Below are 12146 nucleotides of genomic sequence, written 5' to 3'. Positions count from 1 at the left end.
ATCAACAGATGAAAAAAACCGTACTTACTCTTTTATTGCTGGCCTGTTCCGCCACCGCCATGGCTGCGCCGCAGGTGATTACCGTTAGCCGGTTTGAAGTGGGTAAAGATAAATGGGCTTTTAACCGTGAAGAGGTCATGCTGACCTGCCGTCCGGGTCAGGCGCTCTATGCCATCAACCCCAGCACTCTGGTGCAGTATCCCCTGAACGAGGTTGCACAACAGCAGGTGAAAAGCGGTAAAAGTAGTGGCCAGCCAATCAGCGTGATTCAGGTTGATGACCCGGCTAACCCAGGACAGAAGATGAGTCTGGCCCCGTTTATTGAGCGCGCCAGCAAGCTCTGCTAATAACGCCTTTCCAGTAAAAAAACCGCAGGCTTCTCTTTGGAAGCGTTGCGGTTTTTTTTGTTTAAGAACAGGCGATCGCTTTTTTTCTGACCACTTTTGATGCGGACTGGAAAACCTGGCGCTGTCATCTATTCTTATAGTGCAAGGCGACTTTAGCCTGCATTAATGCCAACTTTTAGCGCACGGCTCTCTCCCAAGAGCCATTTCCCTGGACCGAATACAGGAATCGTATTCGGTCTCTTTTTATCTGCTTGAAAATAAATGCTATTTTCCATTGCATATTTTTGCAGATCGATTTCATCCCTGATAATTCTTTAAACCATACCACAACGGGGCATGCAGGAGTCCAGCGCTTTTTTGTCGTTTTGTTAAATTTTCGTTCGATAGTAATGAAAGCATCGATTTGGCGAGAACCCATTTTAGCTCCTTACGATCTGAACGCGATATTGTCATTTTCAGGAGTAATTATTTAATTTCGCAGGCCATTTCTCCCTTTCGTCTGACGGGCCAATGCAGTGCGCGAGGAGGCGTTATGTATCTCTCACTTGATGGCCATCGCTGGCGGCACGTCTGGGTAGTCAGCGATATTCACGGCTGCTATCAACTGCTGATGCAGCATCTAAAGCGTCAGAAATTTAATCCCTATCAGGATCTCCTTATTTCCGTAGGGGATCTCATCGATCGCGGCCCAGAAAGCCTGAAGTGCCTGCACCTTATCACTGAAAAATGGTTTCGCGCCGTACGGGGAAACCATGAGCAGATGGCACTGGATGCGATTGCATCTCAGACCTATGCGCTCTGGCTGATGAATGGTGGTGCATGGTTTGCAGAATTGGACGATGATTCAAAAGCTCAGGCGCTGTCCCTCTTTGCTGCTTGCGACAAGCTACCCTGGGTAATCGAGATCACCTGCCGAAACGGCCTGAACGTGATTGCCCATGCAGATTACCCTGCCTCCTGTTATGTGCGGGATAAACCCGTAGATAAGCATAGCGTGCTGTGGGATCGCAGCCGCATTAGCAAGCTGATGGCAGGAAAAGGGGAGGGGATTGGCGGCGCCGACCACTTTTGGTTTGGTCACACGCCACTGGAAAAACGCATCGATTTTGCCGGCCTTCACTATATTGATACCGGCGCGGTCTTTGGCGGCACCTTGACGCTGGCGCAGTTGCAGTGATTAGAAATCGGCATACTCCTGCGCAGGCCGCCAGAATCCATCGATAAAATCCTCTACCGGGTAGCAACCGCCGTGGCGTATTCGCTGATTGTCCATGGAGGCAACGCATTGCTCTTCGGTGTTATAGACATCCACCACAATATCGTCACAACCACCGTCCAGGTAACACACAAACAGAACCAGTGCGAACATCACGTCCTCAAAATTAACTACCGTACTGATATTGTAGGGGATGATTGGAGGGAGAGGTAATTATGAGATAAATAACCCGCCTGTGGGCGGGTTCTCTTTGAATCAGGCAAGGCGCATGATCCAGGCATCAGATTGATGATCGTAGTGCTCACGGTACAGGACTGAATGTTCTCCATCGAGAATCGCTGGGACACTGGTATCGGCATCCCATGCGTCTAACTGCATGCAGAGATCCGGGTCGGATTTACAGGGGATCCGTAACGTTCGATCGCCTTGATTTTCGCCAGACAACTCGGCGTCATCGATTTCGAATGCGCCAATGCGCACATTGGTTTTCGTCATAATGCTCTCCGGTATACAGGCTAATTCTGGTACGACCAGTATGGTCACCCATCTTTTAGCCTGGTAAAGGAAAAGCAATCGCGCCAGTAAAAAAGTGCCTTTTTTAGCCTTTTTCAGCGTTACCGGTAAAGAGCCGACCGTCACGAACCAGTTCACGTGGATAGCTATTTTTCAGGCGCGACCCCACTTTTTTCGCCAGACCAATTGGAATGCCCTGGAAAGTGACAATTGCATCGTCTCCGGTGGGCATCACCTCTGGGTAAACATCACGCCCACGATACCACTCCTCGGCTTCCTGCCAGCTGAGTTCAAAGCAGTTGCTGTCACCTGCCAGCGCAACTACCGCCTCGTGTTGCCAGCGATAGCCTTTATTATGGACTTCTGCCAGGCGTATACCAATGCGGGAGAAACGCACTTTACCAATTAGCGGTTCCATCTCTACCGGGAAGAGCCAGATCTCTTTATCACGCTGCCATAAACGCAGATGGTCGCCCCAGTTCAGGCCGCTCCGATTTGCCGCCGCGGTAATGAGCGCCGCTTCTTTGTTTCTTACTGGCATGAAAGGAAAGGTTCCAGGCTTAAAGGTCGGGGCCGGGAGCGGTTCGACAGAGGCAATTTTACGCAGGCGAGCCACGAAGAAACCCTCACAATCAAAAATCTGCGGGAAGACGTGCAGGAAGCCCTCGGGGGTAGTGGCCTCTTGTGCCCCGGCAAAGAGTCCATCCAGCGGCAGGAACTCGACTTCGTTCGGATACTGCGCTTTCAGCCACAGGCAGACCGCTTCATTTTCGTCGCGATTAAGGGTACAGGTGGAGTAAACCAGCGTACCGCCAGGTCGCAGGGCGTGAAACGCGCTGGCAATGAGCTCACGCTGGGTCGCCGCGATCGCCTGGTTACTCTCTACTGACCAGTTTTTCAGGGCGTCCGGATCCTTACGGACCACCCCTTCACCGGAGCAGGGGGCATCGAGCAGAATGGCGTCGAAAGCCTCCGGCAGGGCTGCGCCGAAGACGCGGCCATCAAAATGGGTTAATGCTACGTTGCTAATACCGCAGCGGCTGATATTGGCATGCAGCACCTTGACCCGGCTGGCAGAAAACTCATTGGCCAGAATAGCTCCCTGGTTGCCCATTCTGGCGGCAATCTGGGTCGTTTTAGAGCCCGGCGCAGCGGCCACGTCCATCACCCGGGTGGGTGATTCGCCATCGGCAAACAGGGCGGCAACCGGCAGCATGGAGCTGGCTTCCTGAATGTAAAACAGACCGGATAGATGTTCTGCGGTACTGCCCAGCGGCAAGGCCTCTTCGTCATCACGCTCGATCCAGAATCCCTCTTCACACCAGGGAACCGGCGTAAGTTGCCAGCCGTAAGGGGCGACCAGCGTGAGAAAATCGCTCACGCTTATCTTCAGCGTATTTACGCGAATACTGCGCCGCAGAGGGCGCTGGCAGGCAGCGATAAACGCATCGAAAGAGAGATGTTCAGGCATGGCCTGGCGCATCTGCACCAGGAAGTCTTCAGGAAGATATACGGGACGTTGAGTCACGGGCGCACCACAGGGAGTCAAAGAGGCGCGCAGTGTACCATAAACGCTCCGGTGGGTTGACACCGGAGCGTGCAGCTTAGCGCGGCAGGGCGGTTCCCCACTCACGCCACTCTTTCGGCTCTTTTTCCAGCAGCAGGAAATGTTTACCCGGCTGGGCTTTCGGTGCCAGCGGTGTGCCAGGCGGAGTCGCAAAGGCAATACCGCCCCGGATAAACTGGTTAAAGGTACCGGTTTTCACCACGCCGCCTACCAGGCCGAAATCAAGCGAATAGCCTGAGGCCAGCCAGAAAACGGAGTTATTGCGCACCAGATGCTGGTAACGTTCGCTGATACGCAGGCCAACCATAACGCGATCGGAGAGCGTCCCCAGCGTCAGGCCAGTAACCGTACCCACTTCGATGCCGCGGAACAGGACCGGTGTACCGATGCCCAGTGAACCTGCCTCTGGTACCTCCACCACGATACTTAGCCCATCCAGATAGCGCGAGTCGGTGATGGTGGCTTCCTGCAGTTCAAAATCACGACGCGCATTACCCCGGCCTGGCTCGACGTTGATATAAGGCTGAAGAATAGTATCGAGATGTTCCACACCGGCAGCGGAGATCTGGGGGGTGATGACCGAGAAACGCGTACCGGCCCGGGCGAAGGTGTCGACATACTCCGGGTAAAGTACCGCCTTCGCCTGCACTTCATTACGTGCGGTGATCAGCTTCAGGGACTGGACCTGGCCAATATCAATGCCCAGATAGCGAATCGGCATCCCTTCTGCCAGCTTGCCCGCATCGAAGGTGTGGAGCGTAATCTGCCCGCCCACCGCGCGCGCGGCGGTTTCGGATGGATAAAGTATCCGTTTATCCCCCTTACGCTGGGTGGCGCCTGCACCACTTAAGTTATCAAAGCTGATGGCTCCTTTCAGGGCGCGCGAAAGTGGAGAAGCTTGCACCGTTAACCCACTGCCGTTGAGCTGAACTTTGGCTCCGCCTTCTGCCCAGAACACGCTATTGGCGGTTAGCAGATTGCGGTACTCCGGTTTGACATGCAGATCGATATCAAAGGCATTGGCCCTTGGCCGCACGGTAATCACTTCACCCACTTCGAATTTACGGTATAGCACCACGGAGCCTGCCTGCACGTCCGGTAGGGTGTCGGCAGTCAGCGTGAGGGTCGTGGTCGGCAGATCGCTGAGGCTGTTCTCCAGTGCTTTATCGAGATTAGCGTAAAGAGGGTAACTATTACGCAGCTCCCCTTTGGCGCCAGGCAGAATGCGAATACCGCCGCTGACCCATTCGCTGGCGCTGGCGGCAAGGAACTCAATGCCATCCAGCCCGACTTTGACATCGACACGGCTGTTCACGATAAATTTGCTGTCACCGTGAATCAATTCCCGGAACTCGGGATCGATGGCGACAGAGAAGCTGACGCCTTTACTGGTCAACTTGCGCTCCAGTACCTGGCCGACCTGAACCCCATGCAAAACCAGCGGCTGTCCGGCCTCGATGCCATAGCTTTCCGGCGCACTCAGGGTTACGGTGGCAACGCCGGGTTTTTGTAGCAAGGCTTTATCCGCAGGGGCAATCACGAAAGTATTGGTGGGCTCACCGCCGCCGGGGATCAGCTCAAAGGTGCTGCCCGTCAGCAGGGTGCTAATACTTGGATTGTTCAGCGACAGTTTTGGGCTGCGCAGTTCGAGGCGAGTATCTTCACGCAGCAGATCCACCACGCTCGGGTCGACCGTCATCTCACCGGTAACGGAACCTCCCGGGTTCAGCGTCAGTTTAGTCAACTGACCGACCTGGAGACCCTGGTACATCAGCGGCGTGGAGTTGGCTTTTAAACCTTCAGCTGAGGGAAGGGCCAGCTTCACAATAACCCCACGCTGACTGTGAGCCAGATCTTCGTACAAACCAAAGTTATCTTCCGGTTTGGCCGGGCTGGAGTCTTCCGGTGAGTCAAAGGCGATAGCGCCGTTAACCAGTGCGGCCAGACTTTCGAGCTGCACTTTTGCGCCGCTCAGGCTGATATCCGCATCTACCCCGGAGACGTTCCAGAAGCGGCTCCCCTTTTTCACCAGGTTCGTGAAGCGGCGTTCGATCAGGACGTCAATCGTCACCCCCTGCTTGTTAGGCGTGATGGCATAGTCATAAACGCGCCCAACGGGAATTTTACGGAAGTAGACCAGCGAACCGCTGTTGAGCGATCCCAGATCGGGCGCATGCAGGTGAATCATCAGATCGCCGTTGTTCAGACGGTAGCGCGGCTGAGTATCCAGCGCGGTAAAGTGATCCTGCGGCTCGCCTTTGCCCGGCATCATGCCGATATAGTTACCGCCGACCAGCGCATCCAGCCCGGAGACCCCGGCCAGGGAGGCTTTTGGCGTGACCAGCCAGAACTGGGTCTCTTCGCGCAAGGCATCTTTCATGTCGGATTTAATACTGGCGCGAACCTGAATTTTGTTCAGTTTTTTATCCAGCGAAATATCCTGTACGGTGCCAACTTCCACCCCCTGAAAACGCACAGGGGTGCGGCCAGCCACGATGCCATCCGCATTCTGGAAGTCGATGGTGATGCTGTTGCCGCGATCCTGGTAGCTGGTCCAGATCAGCCATCCCGCGATCATTAGCGCGATGACAGGCAGTAACCAGAACGGTGAAATACGACGTTTCGTTTTAATTCTCGCTTCAGTCGGCGAAGCGGGCGTTTCCTGACTCATGTGCGTCCCAAAGTAAGCGGCTGTCCAGCCATTCCACTGCAAGAATAGTCAATATCACCGCAGAGCCGAAATAGAACGCTGCGGGTCCCATAGTAAAAGCGAGGAGCTGATCGCGATTGATCAGCGACATCATTAAGGCAATAACAAACAAATCGAGCATTGACCAACGGCCAATCCAGGTGACGAAACGTAATAATAAGATACGGGTTTTCAGCCCTTGCTCACATTTGAAATGAATGCTGATTAGTAGGGTAAACATCACCAGAACTTTGGTAAAGGGCACCAGAATACTGGCGATGAAGACAATCGCGGCGACAGCGATGTTGCTGTCTGCCAGCGAAATAATCCCCGACATGATGGTATCTGCCTGCCGTTCGCCGTTCACATAAATGATCGAGATGGGCAAAAGATTAGCAGGCAACAGCAATACCATCGAGGCAATTAGCGCAGCCCAGCACTTTTGCAGGCTATTATGGCGACGCAGGCGTAGCGGGATATGGCAGCGCGGACAGCGTCCGCGCGCATCCGGCAGCCCGGTAAAGTGGCAACCGAGACAGGCCCGCAATGCGGGATCATAACGGGTTGCTGGGCGTTGTGGGTAAAATCGCTCCCACAATTGCTCAACGTTGAGATGAATCATCGTCAAGATACTCAGCAATACCAGAGCAATAAATGCCAGAAGACCGATGCCTGGCTGGAGGAAGGCATAATCCTGGACCTTGATGGAGGCCACGCCAATGCCCACCAGATAAATATCCAGCATGACCCACTCTTTAAGCCTGTCCAGCATTAACAGTACCGGACGCAAATTCATTCCCAGGATGTTGCCCAGCCACAGATAAGCGATAGCCGCTACTAACACTGCTGGCGCGCCGACGGTACAGAACAGCACCATGGAGGCGGTGAGGGGATCGCCCTGCTGACTCATCTGCCAAATCCCCTGCAGGAGGTTGGCATCGATGCGCACTCCGAGAAGATACAGATGCAGCAGCGGTTCGCTCCAGGCGAACGGCATGAGCAGCAGCATGGTGACCGCCATCGCCGCCAGTCGGGTCAAGGACCAGTCACGTCCATCACGAATTTTAGCGTCGCAGCGAGGACAATAAGCACTTTGGTGCGATTTCATCTTTGGCAACGTAAAAAGCGTATCGCATTGCGGGCAACGCTGATAATGTGCACGAGGCAGTGCGTCGCCGACGGAATGCACGGTTATCTTTTTTACTGGCGTTATTTTCGGTGTTTTAAGTGCCATGGGTCGCGCATGAAAAGGATAGTTAATAGTTATCTTAACTCATGAATGGATTCATCTTGAGCATGAACGCATTTAATGCTTATTTTAATAGGCTATGCTGTAATTTTGTAAGTCAACCAAGTGATTGAATAATGAACAAAACAGAATTCTACACGGATCTCAACCGTGATTTTCAGGCATTAATGGCAGGTGAAACCAGTTTTTTAGCCACCCTGGCAAATACCAGTGCATTGTTGTTTGAGCGTCTGAGTGAAGTCAACTGGGCGGGATTTTATTTACTGGAAGGCGAAACCCTGGTGTTAGGGCCGTTCCAGGGCCGTCTGGCCTGTGTGCGTATCCCGGTAGGGCGCGGCGTGTGTGGTACCGCCGTGGCGCAAAATCAGGTGCAGCGTGTGGAAGATGTTCACGCATTTGACGGGCACATTGCCTGCGACGCAGCCAGTAATTCTGAAATCGTCCTGCCTCTGCAGGTCAAAAATCAGATTATTGGCGTACTGGATATCGACAGCACGGCTTTCGGCCGCTTCTCACACGAGGATGAGCAGGGGCTGCGCGAGCTGGTGGCGAATCTCGAAAACGTGCTGGCGGCGACCGATTATCAAAAATTCTTTGCGAGTGTCGCAGGATAATCAACGGATAACGTAGCATTTACCGATGGCGTCATTATAATGACGCCTGTTCATGCCTGCGGCGAGTTGGCAACGTCCGTTGTAATCAGGAAATTTCATGGAAAATCAACCTAAGTTGAATAGCAGTAAAGAAGTTATCGCATTTCTGGCCGAACGTTTTCCTCACTGTTTCAGTGCCGAAGGCGAAGCACGCCCCCTGAAGATTGGTATCTTCCAGGATCTCGTATCGCGTGTTGAGGGCGAGCTGAATCTCAGCAAGACCCAACTTCGTTCCGCATTACGTCTTTATACATCGAGCTGGCGCTACCTGTACGGTATCAAAGCGGGCGCAACGCGTGTTGATCTGGATGGCAACCCATGCGGTGTGCTGGATGAGCAACACGTAGAACATGCGCGTAAGCAGCTCGAAGAAGCCAAAGCACGCGTACAGGCTCAGCGTGCTGAGCAGCAGGCGAAAAAACGCGAAGCTGCAGCGGCGAACGGTCAGGAAGAGGCGCCACGTCGTGAGCGTAAACCTCGTCCGGCCCAGCGTCGTACCGACAACACCGAGCGTAAGCCTCGTGCTGATAAACCAGCAGCGAAAGCCCCTCGTGCGCCTCGTGAAGAGCAGCGCCACACCCCGGTTTCTGATATCAACGCACTGAGCGTGGGTCAGGCACTGAAGGTGAAAGCGGGTAATAACGCTATGGACGCCACCGTAACGGAAATCACCAAAGATGGCGTACGAGTACAGCTGACTTCTGGTATGTCAATGATTGTACGCGCAGAGCACTTGTTGTTCTGAAACGGAGGCCAGGCCCGGCATGAACACATTTTTTAAGCTCACCGCGCTGGCTGGCCTGTTTGCTATAACAGGCCACGCTTTTGCGGTGGACGAGATTACGCGGGTGGATCAAATTCCGGTTCTGAAGGAAGAGACCCAGCACGCAACGGTCAGTGAGCGCGTTACATCGCGCTTCACTCGCTCGCATTACCGTCAGTTCGACCTCGATCAGGCTTTCTCAGGCAAAATCTTTGACCGCTATCTGAACTTGCTGGATTATAGCCACAACGTTCTGCTGGCCAGCGATGTCGAGCAGTTTGCGAAGCGTAAATCGGTGGTGGGTGACGAACTGCGCAGCGGTAAACTCGACCTCTTCTACGACCTGTACAATCTGGCGCAGAAGCGTCGTTTTGAGCGTTATGAATATGCGCTCAAGGTGCTGGCGCGTCCGATGGACTTTACCGGCAACGACACCTTTAATCTCGATCGCAGCAAATCGCCGTGGCCTAAAGATGAAGCCGAGCTGAATGCGCTGTGGGACGGTAAAGTGAAGTACGATCAGCTGAGCCTCAAACTCACCGGTAAAGATGAGAAAGAGATCCGCGAAACGCTGACCCGCCGCTACAAATTTGCTATTCGCCGCCTGGCGCAGACCAACAGCGAAGATGTGTTCTCGCTGGCGATGACTGCCTTCGCGCACGAAATTGATCCTCACACCAACTATCTTTCCCCACGCAACACCGAACAGTTCAATACCGAGATGAGCCTCTCACTCGAGGGGATTGGCGCGGTGCTGCAGATGGATGACGACTATACCGTTATCAACTCTATGGTTGCGGGTGGCCCTGCTGCCAAGAGTAAGGCCATTAGCGTTGGCGATCGCATCGTTGGTGTCGGCCAGACGGGCCAGAATATGGTCGATGTGATTGGCTGGCGTCTGGATGACGTTGTTGCCCTGATCAAAGGGCCTAAAGGCAGCAAAGTGCGCCTTGAGATCTTGCCTGCCGGGAAAGGCACGAAAACCCGTATCATTACGTTGACCCGCGAGCGTATCCGTCTGGAAGACCGCGCAGTCAAAATGTCGGTGAAAACCGTCGGTAAAGAGAAGGTTGGGGTACTGGATATCCCAGGTTTCTACGTCGGCCTGACGGACGATGTAAAAGTGCAGCTGCAGAAGCTCGAAAAACAGAACGTCAGCAGTGTGATCATTGATCTGCGTACTAACGGCGGCGGTGCCTTGACTGAAGCGGTTTCGCTCTCTGGTCTGTTCATTCCGTCCGGCCCGGTCGTTCAGGTTCGTGATAACAACGGTAAAGTGCGTGAAGATGCCGATACCGATGGCGTAGTCTATTACAAAGGCCCGCTGGTCGTACTGGTTGACCGCTTCAGCGCCTCTGCTTCTGAAATCTTTGCGGCGGCAATGCAGGATTATGGACGTGCCCTGGTGGTCGGCGAGCCAACCTTCGGGAAAGGTACGGTACAGCAGTATCGCTCCCTGAACCGTATTTACGATCAGATGCTCCGTCCGGAATGGCCGGCTCTGGGGTCTGTACAGTACACCATTCAGAAATTCTATCGCGTGAACGGTGGCAGTACGCAGCGTAAAGGCGTGACGCCAGACATCATCATGCCGACCGGCAATGAAGAGACGGAAACCGGCGAGAAGTTCGAGGATAATGCACTGCCGTGGGATAGCATTAACGCTGCCACCTACGTGAAGTCCGGTGATATGACGCAGTTTGGTCCGGCGCTGTTAAAACAGCATGACGAACGTATCGCGAAAGATCCGGAATTCCAGTACATCATGAAGGACATTGCCCGCTTCAATGCGCTAAAGGCGAAGCGAAATATTGTCTCCCTGAACTACGCTCAGCGTGAGAAAGAGAACGAAGAAGATGATGCAACCCGCCTGGCGCGCATTAACGATCGTTTCAAACGCGAAGGCAAACCGCTGCTCAAAAAACTGGACGATCTACCGAAAGATTACCAGGAGCCCGATCCTTATCTGGACGAGACGGTAAAAATCGCCATTGACCTGGCGAAACAGGAAAAAGATCGGCCCGCGGCTGAGCCCGCTCCGACAAAATAATCCCCCCACGGGCACAAGAAATTGTGCCCGTTTTTTTGCTTTCTGCATGCTGCGGTAAGCGAGTCCATTTCTAATGTAAAGTTGTGTCTTTCTGGTGACTTACGCCCCCTGAATCCTTGAAAATAGCCGCAATACCCATACGATGTGGGTAATCGCATAGTGCGTTTTGTTAAACTGAGGTTAAAAGAAAATTATGATGCGAATCGCGCTCTTCCTGCTCACCAACCTTGCGGTGATGGTAGTCTTCGGGCTCGTGCTAAGCCTGACGGGAATTCAGTCGAGCAGCGTTCAGGGCTTGTTAATTATGGCGCTGCTGTTTGGTTTTGGTGGCTCCTTTGTATCTTTGCTGATGTCGAAGTGGATGGCGCTCAAATCCGTGGGCGGCGAAGTGATTGAGCAACCCCGCAATGATATGGAACAGTGGCTGATGACCACCGTGGCAAACCAGTCCCGCCAGGCAGGTATCGCAATGCCACAGGTGGCTATTTACCACGCGCCGGATATCAACGCCTTCGCAACGGGTGCGCGTCGTGACGCCTCACTGGTTGCCGTCAGCACTGGCCTGCTGCAGAACATGAGCCGTGACGAAGCCGAAGCGGTTATCGCTCACGAAATTAGCCACATTGCCAATGGTGATATGGTGACTATGACCCTGATTCAGGGCGTAGTGAACACCTTCGTGATCTTTATCTCACGTATTCTGGCGCAGATCGCGGCCGGATTTATGGGCGGCAACCGTGATGAGGGTGAAGGTAACAACGGCAACCCGCTGATCTACTTTGCAGTTTCAATGGTGCTGGAGCTGGTGTTCGGTATCCTGGCAAGCATTATCACCATGTGGTTCTCCCGCCACCGTGAATTCCACGCGGATGCGGGCTCGGCAAAACTGGTGGGTCGCGAGAAAATGATTGCTGCCCTGCAGCGTCTGAAAACCAGCTACGAACCGCAGGAAGCAAACACCATGATGGCATTCTGCATCAACGGTAAATCTAAATCGCTGAGCGAGCTGTTCATGTCTCACCCGCCGCTGGATAAACGTATCGAAGCGTTACGTAGTGGGGAATATCTCAAGTAAGCCCGCCCGGGCAGACAAATAAAG

Annotated in this window: 11 protein-coding genes; 6 read left to right on the top strand and 5 right to left on the bottom strand. The window is 53.7% G+C overall.

Annotated elements, in window-relative coordinates; genetic code table 11:
• The first annotated feature begins 8 nt into the window (after positions 1 to 8).
• Both WFN75_RS09030 and pphA read left to right on the top strand, forming a co-directional pair.
• Positions 9 to 347 carry a YebY family protein gene (locus WFN75_RS09030; RefSeq protein WP_040075152.1) on the top strand — a complete coding sequence of 113 codons (339 nt, stop codon included), beginning with the start codon at positions 9 to 11 and terminating at the stop codon, positions 345 to 347.
• 532 nt (positions 348 to 879) lie between these two features.
• Entirely contained in the window at positions 880 to 1524 is a 645-nt protein-coding gene (gene pphA / locus WFN75_RS09025; RefSeq protein WP_263616539.1) for a protein-serine/threonine phosphatase, read from the top strand.
• Here pphA and WFN75_RS09020 read toward each other — a convergent pair whose 3' ends face one another.
• From WFN75_RS09020 to yebS, 5 genes are all read right to left on the bottom strand, one after another.
• Complete coding sequence (locus tag WFN75_RS09020) at positions 1525 to 1716, bottom strand: YebW family protein (protein WP_040075154.1); 192 nt, start codon at positions 1714 to 1716, stop codon at positions 1525 to 1527.
• Positions 1717 to 1818: 102 nt separating this feature from the next.
• Positions 1819 to 2058: a YebV family protein gene (locus tag WFN75_RS09015; RefSeq protein WP_040075156.1), complete on the bottom strand. Its 240-nt coding sequence runs from the start codon at positions 2056 to 2058 to the stop codon at positions 1819 to 1821.
• Positions 2059 to 2161: 103 nt separating this feature from the next.
• Positions 2162 to 3604, bottom strand: coding sequence for a 16S rRNA (cytosine(1407)-C(5))-methyltransferase RsmF (rsmF, locus tag WFN75_RS09010; protein ID WP_336996045.1), 1443 nt, complete (start codon positions 3602 to 3604; stop codon positions 2162 to 2164).
• Between the two features lie 76 nt (positions 3605 to 3680).
• Positions 3681 to 6314, bottom strand: coding sequence for a PqiB family protein (locus WFN75_RS09005; protein WP_046885121.1), 2634 nt, complete (start codon positions 6312 to 6314; stop codon positions 3681 to 3683).
• Positions 6283 to 7566 (bottom strand): membrane integrity lipid transport subunit YebS, encoded by a 1284-nt coding sequence (gene yebS, locus WFN75_RS09000; RefSeq protein ID WP_046885122.1) that lies wholly within the window; start codon positions 7564 to 7566, stop codon positions 6283 to 6285. The genes WFN75_RS09005 and yebS overlap by 32 nt, the downstream gene beginning before the upstream one ends.
• A gap of 131 nt (positions 7567 to 7697) precedes the next feature.
• Here yebS and WFN75_RS08995 point away from each other — a divergent pair, with 131 nt between their 5' ends.
• The 4 genes from WFN75_RS08995 to htpX all read left to right on the top strand — a co-directional run bounded on the left by WFN75_RS08995 (position 7698) and on the right by htpX (position 12122).
• Entirely contained in the window at positions 7698 to 8195 is a 498-nt protein-coding gene (locus WFN75_RS08995; protein WP_040075162.1) for a GAF domain-containing protein, read from the top strand.
• 97 nt (positions 8196 to 8292) lie between these two features.
• Positions 8293 to 8979, top strand: a complete 687-nt coding sequence (proQ, locus tag WFN75_RS08990) for an RNA chaperone ProQ (RefSeq protein WP_040075164.1) — start codon at positions 8293 to 8295, stop codon at positions 8977 to 8979.
• A 19-nt stretch (positions 8980 to 8998) separates the two neighbouring features.
• Positions 8999 to 11047: a carboxy terminal-processing peptidase gene (gene prc, locus WFN75_RS08985; RefSeq protein WP_207291951.1), complete on the top strand. Its 2049-nt coding sequence runs from the start codon at positions 8999 to 9001 to the stop codon at positions 11045 to 11047.
• Positions 11048 to 11240: 193 nt separating this feature from the next.
• Positions 11241 to 12122 (top strand): protease HtpX, encoded by an 882-nt coding sequence (htpX, locus tag WFN75_RS08980; protein WP_046885124.1) that lies wholly within the window; start codon positions 11241 to 11243, stop codon positions 12120 to 12122.
• Positions 12123 to 12146: the final 24 nt, after the last annotated feature.

It is taken from the genome of Leclercia sp. UBA7405, assembly GCF_037152215.1.
In the GTDB taxonomy this organism is placed as follows: domain Bacteria; phylum Pseudomonadota; class Gammaproteobacteria; order Enterobacterales; family Enterobacteriaceae; genus Enterobacter; species Enterobacter pneumoniae.
This window is presented reverse-complemented; position numbering and strand designations above follow the sequence as displayed.